This is a genomic window from Flavobacterium sp. AC274 (genome assembly GCF_979258275.1).
Genome location: NZ_OZ409852.1, coordinates 2,146,494 through 2,166,429, shown reverse-complemented (window position 1 = coordinate 2,166,429; position 19,936 = coordinate 2,146,494). Strand labels below are relative to the sequence as shown.

The window sequence follows — 19,936 nt, the reverse complement described above, 5'->3', positions numbered from 1 at the left end:
CTGGTGGCGACGTCTTTTTTTAATAAAACGCCTCCACAAATTTGAGTATTAGTTCCACACTTACTCATTTTATATAAAAAGCAGTTTCAGTATTGAAGAATAATGGCTGCCCATTTTTGCTTTTCTGTTTACTAATTTTAGCGAGGTAAAACTACTCTTTACCTCAAAGAATTAATAAGGGAATTTCCCGTTTCTTATAGGGGAAAAATCCCCTTTTTTCATTTCTTGGTAAGAAACAACTCTGAGAAATCATAAACTGCATAATTCAGAAAAATCAGAAGAATATCAGTTACTTATTCAATAAAAACCTTCTGAAAATAAAAAGTTTAAAAAAACACATTCATATTTATTTCCGATTTCTTTTTCTATTGAAATTTGAACTATATTCGCCAAAAAGTTCCTGCCACGAAAACTTTTTTAACCCAAAAACATTAAAACCTACATACAATGAAAATCCTAAGAATACTTCTTATTGCATTATTTTTTATTGCTACAAAATCTCATTCACAAGTTCAGGTAGATGCAATTAATTACAAAAATCATGAGCGTTATATAACAACTACACTTAATTATCCGGTTCCGGGAACTTATTTACCAATAGGTCAAAAAGCACCTAGTACGGTATTAAACCCTGATGGAACGGGCATTATCCAGAATGCAGATTTAAGTAAAAGTAAAATTAACTGGGGAATTGAATGTACCGACGAAGGCACACCTATTTTTAAAGAAGGTTTTAACAGTGCATCCTATACTTTTTGGTACAGAATTACAGACAGTGAAGAGTGGAATTACACACAGCTTTCTATACATTTCCTTAAGAAAAAAATGTTCCTGATGGGAGAAAGAGTAAAAGAATATGAAGATTATAATGTACAATAATTGTGTATTAATTTAAATATTTCTTTGTTTTTTCTAAATTTTGCTACAAAAAAGAAAACGTTTTCGTTGATTTTCAATAGTACCTATAATTTTTCCCATAAAATTTCATAAAAATAAAAATTATACCTTATTTTTATTTAATTTGCAGTAAAATTCAATATATTAAACATGGTTTCAATCACACGCCTTTTTGATTTTCCTTATTATCAACAAGAGACTTATAACCTTCCGGTTGCTTTGGCAACGAAAAAAACGGGGTTTGGGAAAAAACATCCACACAGGAATATATTGCAAAAGCTAATGCTGTTTCGAGAGCATTATTGCGCATGGGTGTTCAAAAAGATGACAAAATTGCTTTAATTACTTCTAATAATCGTACGGAGTGGAATATCATGGATATTGGTATTTTACAAACCGGAGCACAAAATGTTCCTATTTACCCAACAATTGCCGAAGAAGATTACGAATATATATTAAACCACAGCGGCAGTATTTACTGTTTTGTTTCGGATACCGAAGTATTGCAGAAAGTAAATGCCATAAAAGCGAATGTACCTACTTTAAAAGAAGTGTATACATTTGATGAAATTGCGGGTGCCAAACATTGGTCTGAATTATTGACTTTAGGCGCAGACGAAAGCAATCAGGCTGAAGTTGAAGCTATAAAAGACAGTATTAAAACAGATGATTTAGCCACCATAATCTATACATCAGGAACTACAGGAAAACCTAAAGGTGTTATGTTATCGCACAAAAATATTGTGTCGAATGTTTTAGACAGCGCGCCAAGAATTCCGTTTGATGCAGGAAAAAGTACTGCTTTGAGCTTCCTGCCTATTTGCCATATTTTTGAAAGAATGATTTTGTACATCTATCAATATTATGGTGTTTCGGTTTATTTTGGAGAATCAATTGATAAAATTAGTGATAACTTAAAAGAAGTTCAGCCAACTGTAATTACAGCGGTGCCAAGACTTCTGGAGAAAGTTTACGATAAAATTTATGCCAAAGGCGGCGAATTAACCGGAATTAAGAAAAAACTATTTTTCTGGGCTATCGATTTAGGTTTAAAATACGAGCCTTACGGAGCCAATGGTTTTTGGTATGAATTTCAGTTAAAAATTGCACGTAAACTTATTTTCAGTAAATGGAAAGAAGGTTTGGGTGGAAAATTAGATTTAATGGTTTCTGGAAGTGCTGCTTTACAGCCACGTTTAACAAGAGTTTTTGCTGCGGCAGAAATTCCGGTTATGGAAGGTTACGGATTGTCTGAAACATCACCGGTAATTGCCGTAAACGATCAAAGAAATAAAGGTTTCAAGATTGGAACTGTTGGAAAAGTAATTCGCAACGTTGAAGTAAAAATTGCCGAAGACGGTGAAATTCTTTGCAAAGGACCAAACGTAATGTTAGGTTACTATAAAGATCAGGAAAAAACAGATGAAGCATTAAAAGACGGATATTTCCACACGGGAGATATCGGAGAAATTGACAAAGAAGGTTTCCTTAAAATTACCGATCGTAAGAAAGAAATGTTCAAGACTTCGGGCGGAAAATATATTGCACCTCAGCTTATTGAAAACGCCATGAAACAATCTCGTTTTATTGAGCAGATTATGGTAATTGGTGAAGGCGAAAAAATGCCTGCAGCTTTTATTCAGCCAAACTTTGAATTCGTAAAAGAATGGGCAAAATTGCATAAAGTAACTTTAGGAAATTCTAACGAAGAAATCGTGAAAAACGAACAAGTTGTAAAACGTATTGACAACGAAATCGAAGAAATTAACAAAAAATTTGGACACTGGGAACAAATCAAACGTTTTGAACTTACTCCGGATGTTTGGTCTATCGACGGCGGGCAACTGACTCCTACTTTAAAATTAAAGCGTAAAATTATCAAAGAAATCTACAAAGATCTTTACGCTAAAATATACGGTCAAAATTAAATAAATCAAGATAATACAAACCAACGGAAAACGGCTGTCTCACAAGGACAGCCGTTTTTTATTTCACGAAGATTTCCTTCAATTGCCCAATAACGTTACCGCTTCCTGAAATCGTAATTTCGCCAATTTTATCGGCAATTTTTTCTACGTATTCCATCTCTTTCAATTTCCACAACATTTCGTTTTCTTCCATCAGCTTTGCTGTGTTTAGTAAACTTCTTGTTGATGCGGTTTCTTCTCTTCGCATAATGCTGTTGGCCTGCGCTTTTTTCTCGGCAACCAAAACCTGATTCATGATTTCTTTCATATCCCCAGGCAAGATTACGTCACGAATTCCGGCATCAGAAATAACCAAACCTAAATCAGATATTTTAGTAGTTACTTCAGCTAAAATTGCCTCGGCAATTGTATCTTTTTTAGCCAGTAATTCATCCAACGTTAATCCGCCGACAAAAGCTCTTAAAGCCAATTGCATGGCTACATACAATTGTTTATCAAAATCTTTGTTATCGACCAACGCTTTCATGACATCAACAACCTGGTATCTCACAAAGAAATTGATTCTCAATCCTGCCTTATCTTTGGTCAACAATTCCTGACCAGAAATTTCTACTTGCTGCTGTCTGGCATCAACAGTTTTAACTTCGATCGTAATGGTGTTATTCCAAAAATAATGCGTTCCGGCTTTTAGCTCTTTTATAAAAGTTCCGTTTACGAACAACAATGCTTTATCATTGCTGGAAACAATGAATTTTCTAATTAACAACCTCAGCTTCGCATTTTCTAATAGATTTACAGGAATTTTTTCCGTAATGTCAATTTTAGAAATGTCTGCTCTTATGAATTCATTTTTTACAATTCCTCTCCAAAAAGCATATCTTCCGGCAGTTAAAACCTCTTTAAAGTTTCCGTTTACGAATTGCAATACAATTTCATTATCTGCAACTTCTACAACTTCTAAAATTGCTGTAAGCATTTCATTTTGCAATAAGATATTCAACTCAAATGGCGCTTGAAATGATGCATTCATATCGTAAATCATTACATTTTTGTTACCAAAAATCCAATGCAAGCCTTCTTCTAATACATTAATTAATTTTCTATTTTCGAATACCAATCCTACTTGGTAAGCTTCGATTTTAATTCTTTTTATCATGGTTATTTTGTTTTTAGTTTTTTTTTGTTTCAAGTTTCAGGTTTCAGGTTTCAAGTTTCAAAACCGCATAAAACTAAATTCTATTCTCTTACTTCTATTCTCTTTCTTTAATAAAAAAGCTCTTTGCCTTTCTCCTCCGAGAAAAACGGACGAATAGTTTGTGCTTTGTTTACTCCAATTGTTTGCGATTCTATTTTGTAAAAGCGATTCTAAATTCTAAAAAAATCGCTAAGACAATCAAACCGAAAAGAAAAAGAGTATCTCAAAATACATTTCTGTTCGCACTGGTTTTATCGTGAGTGTGAAATTTGGATCCCCAAATCCTAGCTTCACTGACAAAGACAAATCAGTTTTTTTTCTGGTCATCTTTTAAAGAGTGATGGTCTCTGTTCAACAGGTTTTTTAAGACCCGCATGACTACCAATTGTCAACTGAGCGTATCAGTACAGGATTCGAACCTGCAAATTTCTATTGCTCTACCGAACTGAGCTATCGCATTACTGCGAATGGGATTCGAACCCACGACACATAGAGTGTGGGATAGTTTTTTGGCGAACTATCGGAAACCTCCAAATCAAGTTGCATAGAAAAACATAATACGCTTTCGCGGAAAGTTCCCTACAATGGTGCTATACAGAAACACGCAACAGGACTTATTTGATATTGTAAATCAAAGTTGCCTTTGATGTATTTCGATTTTTAAAAGAACGTATTTTATTTCCTGAGCAAATATTCAAATTATACTGCGCAGTTATTTTGCGTAGTTTTTTTGCCACGAAGGCACGAAGACACTAAAGTTTGTTTTTCTTTGCGTCTTTGCTCCCGATAGCTATCGTGATTGCCAGAAAATTGCTCGCTACGTTTTTTTCAATACTATTTTAATCTCGTAAAGTTGCCAAGTTTAACATCCTTACTTAAAAAACTTTGCTACTTAGTGCCTTCGTGGCAAAACTTGCGGCTCATACGGGAGTCGAACCCGTTTCTCCCGAGAGACAGTCGGGAAGGTTAGCCAGTAACCCCAATGAGCCAGTTCTTTCTAGAGAACGAGCGATTTCGAAGGGAGTCGAACCCTCAACCTATTGATTAACAGTCAAGCGCTCTGCCAATTGAGCTACGAAATCATTTATTTTTGGGCATAAAAAAAGCACCCGGTTAAAGGTGCTTCATGAGATTTAATACGATATAACTATCCTATTGCCTGTATTCATGCACCTGTATTGTTAAACATCCAAGATATGAGCTCGGGTTTAGCAGTTTTGCGTTATATATGTTTTTATTAAAAGCCATTTTATATGTTGTATTATATTTTGAAATCATTGTTACTATTGAAATTCTCTTTTGAAATTTTCTTCGGCAAAGATAAAGTCGAAAAAACCAATTATCCAAATCATTTTTAAAATTATTTCATTGACAATCAGATAGTTAATAATTAATTAAAACCATAAAAATCCCTGTCCGCATACTTGTGCAGATCCTTAATTGTATCAAATGACTGTCTCTCATCAGATTACTTTTCAAGATTATATTTCGCTATTTGATTTAATCATTAAACATTTGGTCAATTCTTTTTTTAATTATTTTTAGTTAAGGGTTATTTTCATGTCACACTGAGCGAAGTCGAAGTGTTTTTTTGTCATTCTGAGCGATCCCGAAGCTTCGGAAGAAGTGCATCTAAACAAAAAAAGCGCCCCGATAAGGACGCTTTTATATATTTATGTTGAGTTTGTAACTACAATTTACACTTCAATTCATTAAAATACATACTACATCCTGAGCATTTAGCTGGAGGAAATCCCGCTAAACGATCGCTGTATTGTCTTACTGACAGATTGATATGTATGTTTTTCATTTTCATTTCGGGGGCAAATGTAAGCGTTTTATTAATATAATTTAACAATTCTATATTATTAGTCCTGAAATATTTATCGGATTGTTTAAAAATTTTAACCTAAATTTTCCCTGAAAAGCCCGACAAAACCTTAATAATTTTATATTTTTGAGAATATACGCACTCTCATTCAGCCCATAAACAAATATGAAAAAATACCTCAAATACATCGATGGAAATTCCGATAAGTTTTGGCAAATTGAAGTTACAGGATTAGAATATACGGTGACTTACGGCAAAAACGGAACTTCGGGAACTTCTCAAACCAAATCATTTTCTACAGACGAAGAATGTCTGAAATCAGCAGAAAAAATACTCGCCGAAAAAGTAAAAAAAGGATATTCAGAAACCGGTGATGTTGCTGTGGATTCCAAACCAAAAACAGCTAAAAGCGCTAAATCTGATGAAGTTCTTGAAGAATATGACACTATCATAAAATCTAAAAATATTGATTTGCTTTTGCCTTTTCTAAAAGAAAAATCAAAAGGAAATATTGAGGCTTTAAAAAAGCAGATTAAGAAAAGTAAGCGTTACTTTATGACGTATACTGATCTTACGAAAGATCCGGGTTATGTAAAAAAAGACAAACACGATTATGGCTGGGGAACCCGCGGCGATAAAAAACAAAGTGATATTATTACCCTTAGTGCCATTGCATTATTCGATAAAACCGAAATCAATTCCTGGGATGAAGCTTTGAGCTTATTAAATGAAATAGATGAAAGACCTACAGTTCTGGATGTTTTATTGTGGGCAAAACCCAATTGGCTAGATACTTTTATTCTAGATAAAGTAAAAAGACAAGACTGGGTTGGATTTAATTATCATATTCTACGCAAATTAGAAGAGCAGGATTTATTGCAATATAATGCCGAATTATACGCTCTGACTCTTGCGGCAACAAATGAATGGCGCGCCAAGATGAAGACCAGAAGATTCATTAATAATTCATTAAACGACAAACTAACTTATCAAAGGGATATTCCGGAATTGTTTAACTACGAAACGATTCTGCACAATAGTTTCTTTAGAGATAATGATGCTCAAAAACATGATGAATTTCAGACCTGGACCGTTATTTATCAATCTTTATTAGAAGAAAAAAGATGGATCGCGCGTTTTTTATCGAAAATGCCATCCTGATTCAAACCAAAGAATGGAACAATAACCTGAAATCATTTTTTAGAAAAAGAATCGAAGAATTTAATGTTACAGCCGATGAACTTATCATTCATCAGGAAAATATATTCTCTTATTTACACAATCCGTATCCGCCAATAACAAGTTACGGAATTGAATTGATCAAGAAAATGTACGATCATCCAAAATTCAAAACTAAATCATTCCTGGAATGGCTGGAACCTTTAATGATGCGCAGCGATTGCAAAGCAGCCATTAAAAACGTTTTGCCAATATTAGAAAAAATAACCAAATCAAACCCGAAACTAAGCCCGGCAATCGCATCTATTATTGCTGATGTTTATGTCATTGCCGATTTGGCTTTGCAGGAACGCGTTACCAAAATTATCACCAAAATTGCCAACGTAAAAGATAAGGTTCTTAAAGAGAAATTGTCTTCGTACGTAACAATGATGCAGGGAAATATAAAATCAGGATTAACGCAATTTTTAGATGAAGATAGTCTGGTTGTCGATGATTCTGCTTTAGAAGAATATGTATTTGACCCTCAAAAAGAGTTATTGCTTACAGACGAAGTTCAGTTGCCAAAGGATTGGAATGATGTTGTTTTTCAGTTTGGAAATTTCATAAATTCTGATGAAACTGTAGATGCAGAAATTCTGTTGAATATTTATATCTCGCAACGGGATTTGTTTCCGGCAGATTATACAGCGCAATTGCAGCCTTATGAAAAACAATTGCAAAAACATTATTTTGAAAGTGTTCACAAAAATTTTGTGAAGGCTTTTTTACAATCTAAAATCGCCAACATCGATAACAAATTCAATAGTAAAGTCAATCATTATTCAAAGATTAACACTACTTTATTAATGCAGCCTTTACTCGAAAAAGTACAGCAAAAAATAGATTCAAATTCTACTTTACCCCTGCTTTCTTTACCGAGTCATAAACCGTATTGGGTGGCTCCAAAAGTTTTGTTAGAAAGGGTTATTGCGTATCAAAACACCAATGAAGAAATTGATTCTGTCGATCTTGCTATTGCAATCGCGCGTATGCCGAGAGAAAATGTCGAAGATGCCATTCCGTTATTGGATAAAATCGAAGGCGAATTAAAACAATTATTATCGTTTTGTCTGGGCGTAAACGCTAAAATCGAATTAGACGAGACTTCTATGTTCTCGAAACTATTGGCAACAATGGGAAAAACGACCAAAGAAACCGGAAAATTATCGCTTTGGGCAGTTGCGGCAAGAACTTTTTATCCTAATGATACTTTTGCTGAATTTGAAAATACGTATCTGAAAGACATTCCGTTTGTGGTGTCTCCTTTTCAGCCAAATGTTCAGTTTAAAGAAAAATGGAACGAATGGACAAATTATCAAACCAAAGAAAAAGAGCGAACGCCATCGTGGTACGAGCTAAAATTTGATTTGCCGAATTATTCTAAAATTCCAAATTATTTGCTGTACAGCCTTGATGCTTATCAGCGGTCAAACGATTGGGATTATTTACTAAGTTATGCAGGAAACACCTATTTCTGGCATAGTCTTACACCCCAAAATTCAGATGCACTGGCATTGACTTTATTGCAAAATTGCGTAACCGGCGATGGAGCAAAACCAGAGTTAAAAGGGTTTCTGGAGATTATAAACCGCCCGGAATTTCGATTCTCTGATATTAGTCTGCTATTGTTTGCATGTACTTTCTTTCAGGAGAAAAAAGATTTACGCTTACTGGCATCCGAAGTTTTGATTCAGTTAATCGAAAAACAAGCTATTGATGTTGAACTTTTTGCTCATAAAATAGCATATCTTACAACAGAAAAATATGGTGTGTTTTTAAGATTAGTCGACGGATTAATTGCCTTGAAAGATGTTTCGCCTTTGCATAACAATGCTTTATTGAAATTGTTTAATTCGTTCTTTTCAACTCTTGATTTAAAAGAAAAATTACCAACCAACTTCAAGAAAATTATAGAAAATTATCTGGATATTTTAACGAAAACCAATCAAAAACCATCTGCAGAAACAATTGTTTTCTTCGAAAAATGGAAAGATAATGCATCGCTTAAATCATTGATTAAGCAAATTTTAAAATAAAGAAAATGACAGATCTAGAATATAATTATAAAGGAATTTCGACTTACAGTAAAACCAAAGGCATTAATAATCTGGTTTTGGCACATCAAACCGAAATCGAAGAAGTCAATAACATTCCGTGTTTTTTTGGGGAAGTTTGACTGATCCTTATGTTACCGCAAAATGCTGGACTACGATTGCCAAAGTGGTTCGTTCCAGTTTTGGACCCATTCCGCCAAGTCTTCGTGATCCTATTGTTTCGGCAGGATCTGAGCGATTGCGTTTTGAAGGTTTTTCGTCCTGCAACGGCGTTTATGTACGACTAGATATGAAACCCGAAGCGATAGACGGAGAATTTATAGCTAACGGAACAACGAATGTCGATTTTAATGATCCGATGCTGAATGCTTTGAATGCAATTCAGAAAAACGAAAAAGTAACACTTGCCGTTGGTCAGCAGGATGTTCAGGTTATTACGAGCAAAGCAAAAGTGACCGAGAAAAAAGTAACCTTGCCCATGCGCTGGATAAAAGGTTTAACGAGCGTTCAGTTGTATCTGGCAGATATGGATATTAAGTTTGAATTGAATAAAATTCAGACGATTCAGTTGTTTCAAAGTTTACCAAAAGGAACTGTAAAAGGCGATTTTTTCATAACCAAAAGAGCGGGAAAATTTATGTTTTCGACTTTGGCTACAGCCGATAGTGTTAGAATTGGAGGAGTTCAGCGTTTACGTTTGTTAGAAGGAATTCTCGCCATTGTAGACAAAATTTTCATCTACGAATCGTCAGACAAACAAACGTGTGCCATAGTCGCCGAATTTGGAAAAATGCAGCTTTTAATGGCTTTTTCTCCAGATTCTTACCGCGGCTTTTCGGGCGAAGGAAATGTATTGGAAACCATGACCGAAAACTTACCCATAGAATGGGTTTACGGTTTAAATAGTTTATTAAAATCGAACGAGACTTTTGACCCAACAATGCTTTCTATCGAAAATGATATTGATTTTGGCACAATGGATAATCTGACTTCGAATTTATCTTCAATGGGATTATTGGGTTATGATTTAAGCGAAAAAGCGCATTTCTACCGTCGTCTCCCTTTTAAAACCGAACGCATTTTATCACTAAACCCAAGACTTAAAAATGCCAAAAAACTATTAGCCAACGAAGATATCGAAATCGTCGAGCGAAGAGCCGATTATATCGAAGCCAAAGTAAAAGGTTCCGGCGTTGTACACAAAGTAATTATCGATAATAATTCGCAAAGATGTACTTGCGACTGGTTTACGGCTTATCAGGGTAAACGAGGAATTTGTAAACATATTTTGGGGGTTAAGATGATGGTTTCCTGATATTAGTTTTTATATAAAAAGAAATCGCCCTGATGTTGGGGCGATTTTAGACGCAGATTATACGGATTCGCTTTCGCGAAAACGCTGATTTATACGGATTTTTTTTAGATTTATATTAATGCTTGTTATGATAATAGTGCCAATAATGGTCAGGGAAATGGAAACACTAATCATAATGTTTGCACTTTCACTCCTCTTGATAAAGTTGTTGAGCTTTATGAACGTTTGGTTCTCGCTGAAAAAGAAAAGGTTGAATATTTGGAGAAATTGTTGAAAGGGAAATAATATTCTTCGATAATAGAATTATATAAAAAATGCTCAAAATGATTTGCGTATTTTTTTTGGTTTTATTGAAATTTAGTTTAACTCTAAGAAACCTTTTACGATTTAAAATCTTTTTATTTATTAAAGCTACTAGACATTGTTTTCACTACGAAATTGGAAAATTTGCAGAACGAGTTGTGTATATATAATCAACTTCCAAGGAAGATATCTTTCTTTAGTTTACTAAATGGTCTTTTATGGAGTTTTTCATCTTCAAAATTAGTTTCAAAAACTATTCTAAAGGAATCTTCAAATGACATTTTATAAGTATTTTCCAAATGTTTCATATAACTTTCTCCAAAAGCAATTTTCTTGTAAAGTATATCTCTTATTAAGGAAGTATGACATTTTTCATAAATATCTTTTATACCAAAAAATTCAATAGAATTCTTTAATTTCTCATTTATATCATCTGTCCCAAAATATTCAAAATCAATCGAAATATTATCAGCTGAACCATATAATGATGCAACATCGCTTGGAAAACCAACAAACCTAAACTTATTTAAACTATTAATCGTGTATGGATGAAATAAATGACTAGCTTCTCTATCATTCTTGTAGTGAGTATTGCAAATATTACAACTTGGTATTAAATTGTAAAACGAAAGAGCTATCACCGGATGCTTCGTTTTAGGATAAAAATGGTCAAATTCAGGAAAAACATGTTTTTCTGTTTTTACACTCTTGACATTAACAAAATAGGTTTGATGTGAAGTGGTATAATTTCTATTACAATAAGGACAACATTCAATTCCTAACCGTTGAGAAAGTAAAAATCCATTATAAATCGTTTTTTTATAACCTCTAAATTCTGGATAATTAAAAATTAAATTTAAAACTTTTACTGGATCTTTCCTTTTTTTATTGTCATTGCCTTTATAAAATAAATCTAGTTTTGTAAATTTTTCATATTCATTACTCTTTATTTCTAAATTATTATAATCGCATTTAATTATTTTTTCAATTTCTTCTTTTGTGAGCAATCTTTTTAGCTCTAGTAATATTTTTTTATTATTCTTATTTTCAAGGAGGTCTAAATTTTCTTGGGACAAATAGTCTTTTATTCTTCTCTCAATCCACAAAACAATACCTTTAATTTTAGAATTTTCATTTTTAAAACCGTTACAATAATTTTCACACTCTGTTATGGTATTTTTGAAATTTATACTAAGCATATTATTGTTTTTTTAATTTATTGAGTCTTTCTTCTAATACTAATATTTCTTCATTTTTAAATTCTAAATCCTCTGAAATAAATTCTATAAAAAGACTTTTAAGCTTATGCTTAACTAAAGGTTCATCTATTAATTCAATTACCTGTTTATGATAAGAAACTTCAGCTTCTCTAGAATTAAATTTTGGCAAAATTATTTTATTATCCAAAACAAAAACTACTTTCTGTTTATTGGCCTCATTTTTTAACCATTCTAATGTAATTTGAATTTTATCTTTTGCAAAATCTCCAATTAAGCCATCATTTATAAAAAAGCTATCAGCCAGTAAATCTGTTATATTTGCTCCAAAGGAATTTTTATCATCTAAGTTTTGTGGAATTGCTATTTGCTCCTTTATTATATCCCCGTCATTATTTTTTTCAATTTCTTCTGTCTTAAGATATAAAATATTTTGTTTCGGTATATCAGATAAAATAAATGGGGAATGAGTAATTAAAAGTATATTGATACCTTTAATATTTTCAATATTTTGTTTTTTTATCTCGCTTAACAAATAATTTAAAAATTTCTTTTGCAGCTCTGGATGATAATATAATTCAATTTCGTCATAAATCATATTTACATATTTGTATCTTTTAAGTTTTTTGTCATTATTTCTATGAACTGAAATAATATTTAATAAATGATATAATATTGTATTTGTACCATATATTAATTGCTTTTCACCTGAACTCAATTGGGAAAAGCTACTACCATCCTCAAATATTAAATCATATTCAAAAAAAGATGGGATTAAAAATTGAGAAAAATTATCGTAATTGGGTGCAATAATTTCAATTGTAGATGTCGCGTACTTTTTAATATTAACTTCAAATTCCTCTTTTAAGAAAGTTGAACCTTTTATCTCAGGTATTGTCTTTTTATAATGCTTTAAAAAGTTTACCGCTTGTTTTAATTTTAGTGTAATATGACTATCATCTTCATCACGAATTTTTAATAATAGTTTCTCGAATTTTTCTTTTTCATTGCCTTTGAAAACGCTTAAATATTCTCTTCTGTTGTAAGATTTATAGTAATTAATAATACTATATGCTTTATTTAAAATATATTCATAACAAGCTTTTTGTACTTCATTTGCAACGTAAACTTCTCTAATTTCAAAAATTTTATTTATTACAGGTAAATATTCAGAACATCTATCTAATAAAGCAAAAGCTACAACATCAGCTTTACCTTTTAATATCGATGGAACAAGCTTTTTATGATTTACTTTTAGCGTTATCTTTAAAGGTTTTTTTCCATTAATTTCATTTGGTTCTGTTTTTTTATCTACAATCAATGGGTAAAATAAGTTATACAAAAACCTTGATTTTGTAAGATCTGTTTCAGTATTAATACTGATTACACCTTCTGTTCTCATAGGATTTAAAACAATTGGCATTTGATATGAATCATTTTTATGAAATATATTTTTTAACCAGCGTCCTAAATCAAGTGAATTAAGTGCGTAAAAAGAATAATTTATTGCTAGAGAATAGAAAAAGCCATCTCCTAATAATTTTTCTTTTTTATCTTGTGACAACGGTATTGTATTGACAATTTTTAAATTCTCGTCAAATTCATAGAATTCCACTGATTGTCCTTTTACCCTTAACAAATATAATCTTAATAGTCCTTCGTCAATTAACTCAAAATATATTTCTGCATTAACATCTTTTGCTATTAAATTTATGCTATTTATAAAATCTGTAATTTCATTTCGAAAACTATTTGAAATAGAATTTTCAGGAAGCATACTCCCCATCAATTTGTCCAATTTTTTCAAATCATCATCAGTAAAAATATATTTCTTCCCTTCATGATTTTTTAGCAACTTCAAAAGCTTCTCATATTCTTTCTCAATAGGTGTTATTGATCTTTTACCGCTGTTTTTTATGTTATTATTAAAACTTAATATATTTTCAAATAAATTATTTAAGTCATAATGATTTAGTTTTTGATTATTCTCAATCAAGCCAGTAATTGTGTATTTAATATCACTTTTTATATTTTTTACATTTTCTGTAAAATCAACCTCATCGAGTTGTTTATCTAAAATTCCTTCTATTACGGATAAATTATATAATGAAGCATAAAACAATTCCACTAAACTACTCTTACCACTTCCATTTTTCCCAACTAATGCAGATATATTAATTTTAAGATTATCATCACCAAAAAAATTATCTGGCACGGATTGTTTCAATTTTTCAAGCTTAACAACATCGTTATTTTCATCATCATTTTTAAAATGAAACTTATAATCATTATAAAACTGATAAACTTGATTTGGTTTCAAATTTTTTAAAAATTTTTCATTACAGTTTTCAAGTGGTCTAATCCCTAATAGTTTAAAACTCATATTTTTTTTAATTTAATTGTACCTATAAAAAAACAAATCTACTGTTTATTCATCTTCATTCTTCTTCCCGATTTATCATCATTCTATTAAAAATCAATCGAAGATGCATAAAATTTCACAAAATATTTTACGGTTTTCCATAATAGCCATAATTGTTTAAGAAATTCTTCTCCTTCAAATATATATAAACAAAAAGCCTCTAAACCCAGTACAAATACCTGAATTTAAAAGCCAACAAATAAAATCTCTATAAAAATATCTAACAGGTTTTAAAAACCTTAAATCCCAAAAAAGTCTTTCGCATTCCTCGTAGTTTCCTCCGCAACCACAATCCCCGAAACTCCTTTAAACTGCGCCACAGTTCCTGCCACAAAAGGCAGAAAAGCAGGTTCGCAGCGTCGTTCGTGATATTTCTTTAAAAGGCTGTTTGGAGTATTTTTTGGAAGCATGAATGGCGCATCGGTTTCGATCATCATTCGGTCAAGCGGTACGTACTGAATCACTTCTTTTAAATGATCGAAACGTTTACTGTCTGAAATTGCTCCGGTAAAACCAAGATAGAATCCGTTATCGAGGTAGGTTTGGGCTTCGGGCAAAGTTCCGGTAAAACAATGCACAACAGCTTTTGGCAATTGTGGTAAATAGTCTTTTGTAATGCTCATAAACTTGGTAAAAGCAGCTCTTTCGTGCAAAAACAAAGGTTTCTGAACTTCAATCGCCAATTCTAATTGGGCTTTGTAACACGTTTCCTGAATATTTCTGGGCGAAAAATCACGATCAAAATCGAGTCCGCACTCGCCTACCGAAACTACGTGTTTTTGTTTTAGTAAATTTCGCAGTTTCGAAATACTCTGCGCATCAAAACTCTTCGCATCATGCGGGTGAATTCCAGCTGTGGAATATAATATTCCGGGATATTCTTTTGCTATTCGCGATGATTCTTCGCTGTTTCTTACACTTGTGCCGGTTAGTATCATTTGCGATACGTCGGCATCTAAAGCGTTTTGTACGACATCGTCTATGTCGTTTTGGAATTGTTTATTCGTTAAATTAATTCCTATGTCTATGTATGTCATTTTTTTAAGGTTCTAAGATTCTGAGAGGCTAAGGTTCTAAGATTTTAGCTCTTTGAGTCTTTATGTTTTTTGTTTTAAGAGAGAGAAAAGAGCAAAGATGAAAGAAAAAAGACTCTACAAAACTTAGTTCTAAAGTCTATTTTCTTTACTCTATTCTCTTGTTTCTTTCTTCTTGTTTCTTGCATCTATTCTCTTTACTCTATTCTCTTGCATCTTTCTTCTTGCATCTCTTTTTAGTCTTCTCTACTTCCGTCATCCGCCATTCTCACTAATTTTGGGGTGAACTTTGCTACAACGTCAACCAAATCCTGTTGGGCTTCCATCACCTGATTGATATCTTTGTAGGCCATTGGTGCTTCGTCAAGACCTGCTCCGATAAGTGTAACGCCGTGATGTTGCAGAATCGATTTCATCTCGTTTTTTGTGATATTTTTTATAGCTTGTGTTCGGCTCATTTGTCTTCCTGCTCCGTGCGAAGCCGAATTTATGGCGTTCTCCTCACCTTTTCCTCTCACCAAAAATCCCGGCGCTGTCATACTTCCCGGAATGATTCCCATCACGCCTTTTCCGGCCGGAGTTGCACCTTTTCTATGTACGATCACTTCTTCGCCGTTCCAGATTTCTTTCCAGGCAAAATTATGGTGGTTTTCGACTTTGGCTAAAATTGTGGCACCCAAAGCGCGTTCCATTTTGTTATGGATAATTTCATGACAAGCCGATGCGTAATCTCCCGCCAAATTCATCGCCATCCAATATTCCTGTCCCAATTGTGAGTTCATATCCAAATAGGCTAAATTTTTAGCCACTTCCGGAAGTTTACAAACGTCTTTGGCCATTTTAGTGTAATGTCCGGCAATTGTAGCGCCCATTCCTCGTGAACCGGAATGCGTTAACAAAGCGACATATTTTCCTTTTGGAATATTCAAAACCGTATCGTCTTTGGCAAATTCCATGATTCCGAATTCGACAAAGTGATTTCCACCACCCGAAGAACCCAATTGCGACCAGGCTTTATCTTTTAAGTTCTTCACAAACGGAGTCATATTAAAAGCATCGTTTTCTAAAACCGCATGATCTGATTTGTATTGTCCGTGAAAACCGTGTCCCGCTCCAAAAATAGAATTGGCAATTAATTCTTTTTTGAATTTGGCTTCGTTTTCAAAGTAAAAATCCTCTGCAATATCATAAACCGATAACGCCATTCTACACCCAATATCAACTCCAACACCATACGGAATAATGGCATTTTTGGTCGCTAAAACTCCGCCAATTGGCAATCCATAACCTTGGTGCGCGTCTGGCATTAAAGCTCCGGCAACCGTAACGGGCAATTGCATCGCTACTTCCATTTGCTTTCTCGCGCCGTCTTCAATATGTTCTGCTCCGTAAGAAGCATATGCATTCGGGTTTTGGTTTAAAGCGATGAAATCTTCCGGTTTTTCATTTGCTTTTTCGATTAGGGCAATAGCTAGTTTGCTAAAAATAGCGTCGTCTATATAGTTTTCCGGAGTTTCTAAAACGTTTTTGAAATTGGCTATCATTTCATCACGTTTCAAACCGTGTCTTTTGCTGTTTATTTTTAATGCGATTCCGATTGTTTTTCCTTCTGGGAATCCTAATTCTAATATATCTGTACCGTTTATTTGTGTTTTCATTGTTTTCGTATTTTGATAGTACAAAGGTTGTTTTGTTCTGCGCGGTTATTTTGCGTAGTTTTATTTTTATTAATTTTCGCGCAAAGACGCAGAGGCGCAAAGTTTTTTTGTTCACGCAGATTGAGCAGATTGAGCAGATTTTCTTTCCTTATTTTATGTCAACTCATTTTGTGTCATTTCGACAGAGGAGAAATCGCATCCAGAGAGCGACGTACTGTGTGTCTTCACTTTATGTGATCTCTCCTCTGTCGAGATGACAAACAGTAGGTTTACAGCTTCAATAAAACTTTGCTACTTCGCGACTTTGCGAGATTAAATTTACCACACTTTGCGAAGATGCACTGCAACGCTACTCCACAAAAACCTTTGTCACTTTGTAACTCTGTACCTTTGCCACTAATCTATCAATAATTGCGTAACTGCCGCAGCATTTATCGCCCATTTTGCATCGTAAACCTCATCGGCGTTTTGATCTTCGGTGATTGTTAAACCCTGGGCTTCCGCTTTCAGTTGTAACAAACTACCAATATTCAATTTACTGCTTAATTTTGCCAATAAAGCCTGAACTCCTTTAAAATCCAAACCTCCGACAACTTGTCCACCGAAAGTCATTTCTAACCAAACGATTTCTCTTTTGGCTACATCCAACACTCCGAAAACTAAACCTTTGGAAACATTTTGCGTAACGCGAACCTGATGATCTACACACGACGGATCGTAGGCAACTCCGGTTTTCTCAGAGATTTTTATCGGGTATTTGCTGTTCATCCAACCTACAACCAAATTTGGCGAAATACTTCCGTTGCTGTACGCATTGCAAGTAAAAGTTACAAATTTTGCGTTGGCTTTTGCCAATTCGTCGATGTTGATATTGATGTATTCTGCCGTTCCAATTTTATTCGGAATATGTCTGATATCACCGCTATGTTTACAACCAACAGTTTCCAATCGGCTGAAAGAACAGATATCGGCTTTATCTTCATAAGCGATATGACAGCTTAAATCCATATCCAAATGCTGTGCCTGCAAATCTTTTCCCCATTGCATAAACAATCGCACTTCGTTTCCTTCAATCGGGAAACGTGTTCCCATCAAAGCAACCGGCAAATCCTGAACGGTCTCGCTTCTATCACCAATCGAAACTGGCATATTAAACAATTGCGGATCAATATAAATCGTTTTGTTTGGGTTTACAATTGCCGCAAATCTTTTTTTCATCGCTAAAAGACACAACGCTTCGATTTGATTTTTCATCGCCTCTAATTGTGCTTCGTCGTACAAATTCAATAATGCATTTGGTGCAATACGTTTGTTTGTTCCTCCCAAAGGTTTCACGCTTCTTTGCATGTTTTTATCAAAATAATTTTGAGCATACATGTTTAAAGTAACCACCAATCTGGCCGGAACTTTATCGATGATTTCTTCAAAATGTGCCACAGTTTCGTCTGCACCAAACCAAAGCATATTCGAAAATAAAGAACGTGCAAACAATCCCGGACGCTCTTTTAACAATGTAAATGTTTTATCGGCATCAAACTTTAATCTTGATGTGTTTACTTTACTTTGCCAAACGTCATAAACCTGGTTGTAAAATACATCCATTAAAAAAGCTAATTTTTCAAAGCCTTTTCTTTTGCTGTATTCTGCCAAACGCAACGCTCTGATTAAACGAACCCACATTCCTCTTTTTGGGTGCATGATTTCGCACATCGTTTCAACATCCATATCAAGATTGTTCAACCAGTTTGCGACCATCAAACATTCTTTTCTTGAATATTTAAGTTTCAAATCTTTTGTTGATGCAATTTTCTCTTGCGCACTTTTATCCAAAAACTCATAAAAATGAGTCACGTTTTTAGATTTTCTTTTGATGATTGTTTTTGGCTCGATTATCTGCAATAAACCTGTATTTTTAAACCATAAATATCTTAAGATATCGGTTGGTGATTTAAAGTACTGAGATGCATTTTCGGCTTGACCTTCTTCAATTAAAATATCGATTACCAACATCAAAGTTTCCTTCATGGCAATATCCACTTTTGGCAAAGGCAAATATTTCAAGGCCATTTTTAAACTATCTATTTGTGTAGCGTCTAGAGCGGTTTTTGATTGTAATAACGATTTATAGAAATCTTGCAATTCTTTTTCTGACCATAAATCCAGTACTTTTAATTTACTTCCCTGACCTAAGTTTTCGATTTTACCGAATTCAAACGGAGTTCCGCAAAACGGACAACCGTTGTATCTTTCTAAAGGAAAAGTATTATCCGGAATAATATGTCCGCATTGCAAAGTTGTACCTCTTTTTATATTTAAAACATTCCAGAAATACGTCACAACATGATCCAAAACAGATTCTCCTGTTGGGATATTCCATTCTTTAACCAAAGGCGTCCAGTTTTTATCGGTTCCTAAAACTTCTCTTAGCACTTCTAAAACTTCCACTTTATAATTTGGGTTTACATTGTTTAAAGCGTGTAATAACGATTCAGAAAATGTAAATCCAAGTTTTGAAACATTGGCCAATAAAACCGATGTTGTTCCTGATAAATTTTTGTTGTCATTCGCAATCATCTCTGATGGAATGAAAATAGCGTTTTGACGCAAACTGATTTTTAATAATTCTTTTGTTTTCATTTTTTTTTAATTTTTAAAATTTAGATAATCGTGTTTCTGATTTCTACCTAAAAGATTTGAAGTAAGAAACACTTGACCTGAAATTTGAGTGTAATGGATTAACTGAACAAATTATCGGATTGACTGAAGTAAGTTAATCTTGACCCTCATTTTTATTAATGATGATTTTAAAACTTGCCGGACTCGAACCGGAAATACCAATGTCTAGAAGTAAGTTTTAATTG

Annotated in this window: 10 protein-coding genes, 2 tRNA genes and 3 pseudogenes; 7 read left to right on the top strand and 8 right to left on the bottom strand. The window is 33.5% G+C overall.

Features of this window, described 5'->3' with window-relative positions:
- Positions 1-447: 447 nt before the first annotated feature.
- Together ACZZZT_RS10115 and ACZZZT_RS10110 are read left to right on the top strand one after the other, a co-directional pair.
- Positions 448-879 (top strand): hypothetical protein, encoded by a 432-nt coding sequence (locus ACZZZT_RS10115; RefSeq protein WP_463460263.1) that lies wholly within the window; start codon positions 448-450, stop codon positions 877-879.
- A gap of 168 nt (positions 880-1,047) precedes the next feature.
- Positions 1,048-2,825 (top strand): annotated as a pseudogene (locus tag ACZZZT_RS10110) (AMP-dependent synthetase/ligase).
- A gap of 58 nt (positions 2,826-2,883) precedes the next feature.
- Here the strand turns inward: ACZZZT_RS10110 and ACZZZT_RS10105 are convergent.
- From ACZZZT_RS10105 to ACZZZT_RS10095, 3 genes are all read right to left on the bottom strand, one after another.
- Positions 2,884-3,981 (bottom strand): slipin family protein, encoded by a 1,098-nt coding sequence (locus ACZZZT_RS10105; protein WP_463460262.1) that lies wholly within the window; start codon positions 3,979-3,981, stop codon positions 2,884-2,886.
- 955 nt (positions 3,982-4,936) lie between these two features.
- Positions 4,937-5,009 (bottom strand) — tRNA-Asp (locus ACZZZT_RS10100).
- 20 nt (positions 5,010-5,029) lie between these two features.
- Positions 5,030-5,102 (bottom strand) — tRNA-Asn (locus ACZZZT_RS10095).
- 914 nt (positions 5,103-6,016) lie between these two features.
- Here ACZZZT_RS10095 and ACZZZT_RS10090 point away from each other — a divergent pair.
- The 5 genes and pseudogenes from ACZZZT_RS10090 to ACZZZT_RS10070 all read left to right on the top strand — a co-directional run.
- Positions 6,017-7,200, top strand: a pseudogene (locus tag ACZZZT_RS10090) (DUF6493 family protein); the annotation flags it as partial.
- Positions 7,180-9,108, top strand: coding sequence for a DUF6493 family protein (locus tag ACZZZT_RS10085; protein WP_463462409.1), 1,929 nt, complete (start codon positions 7,180-7,182; stop codon positions 9,106-9,108). The pseudogene ACZZZT_RS10090 and the gene ACZZZT_RS10085, both read left to right, overlap by 21 nt.
- A gap of 5 nt (positions 9,109-9,113) precedes the next feature.
- Entirely contained in the window at positions 9,114-9,248 is a 135-nt protein-coding gene (locus tag ACZZZT_RS10080) for a hypothetical protein (protein ID WP_463460261.1), read from the top strand.
- Positions 9,227-10,441, top strand: coding sequence for an SWIM zinc finger family protein (locus ACZZZT_RS10075; RefSeq protein WP_463460260.1), 1,215 nt, complete (start codon positions 9,227-9,229; stop codon positions 10,439-10,441). Before ACZZZT_RS10080 ends, ACZZZT_RS10075 begins: the two co-directional genes overlap by 22 nt.
- Positions 10,442-10,615: 174 nt before the next feature.
- A pseudogene (locus ACZZZT_RS10070) lies at positions 10,616-10,726 on the top strand (transcriptional regulator); the annotation flags it as partial.
- 188 nt (positions 10,727-10,914) lie between these two features.
- Here the strand turns inward: ACZZZT_RS10070 and ACZZZT_RS10065 are convergent.
- From ACZZZT_RS10065 to ACZZZT_RS10045, 5 genes are all read right to left on the bottom strand, one after another.
- Positions 10,915-11,943: a hypothetical protein gene (locus ACZZZT_RS10065; protein ID WP_463460259.1), complete on the bottom strand. Its 1,029-nt coding sequence runs from the start codon at positions 11,941-11,943 to the stop codon at positions 10,915-10,917.
- A gap of 1 nt (position 11,944) precedes the next feature.
- Entirely contained in the window at positions 11,945-14,344 is a 2,400-nt protein-coding gene (locus ACZZZT_RS10060) for a hypothetical protein (protein WP_463460258.1), read from the bottom strand.
- 278 nt (positions 14,345-14,622) lie between these two features.
- Complete coding sequence (locus ACZZZT_RS10055) at positions 14,623-15,420, bottom strand: TatD family hydrolase (RefSeq protein ID WP_463460257.1); 798 nt, start codon at positions 15,418-15,420, stop codon at positions 14,623-14,625.
- Between the two features lie 233 nt (positions 15,421-15,653).
- A complete protein-coding gene (locus ACZZZT_RS10050) occupies positions 15,654-17,075 on the bottom strand; it encodes an RtcB family protein (RefSeq protein ID WP_463460256.1) in 1,422 nt (473 codons plus the stop codon).
- A gap of 396 nt (positions 17,076-17,471) precedes the next feature.
- Complete coding sequence (locus ACZZZT_RS10045; protein WP_463460255.1) at positions 17,472-19,712, bottom strand: hypothetical protein; 2,241 nt, start codon at positions 19,710-19,712, stop codon at positions 17,472-17,474.
- Positions 19,713-19,936 lie beyond the last annotated feature (224 nt).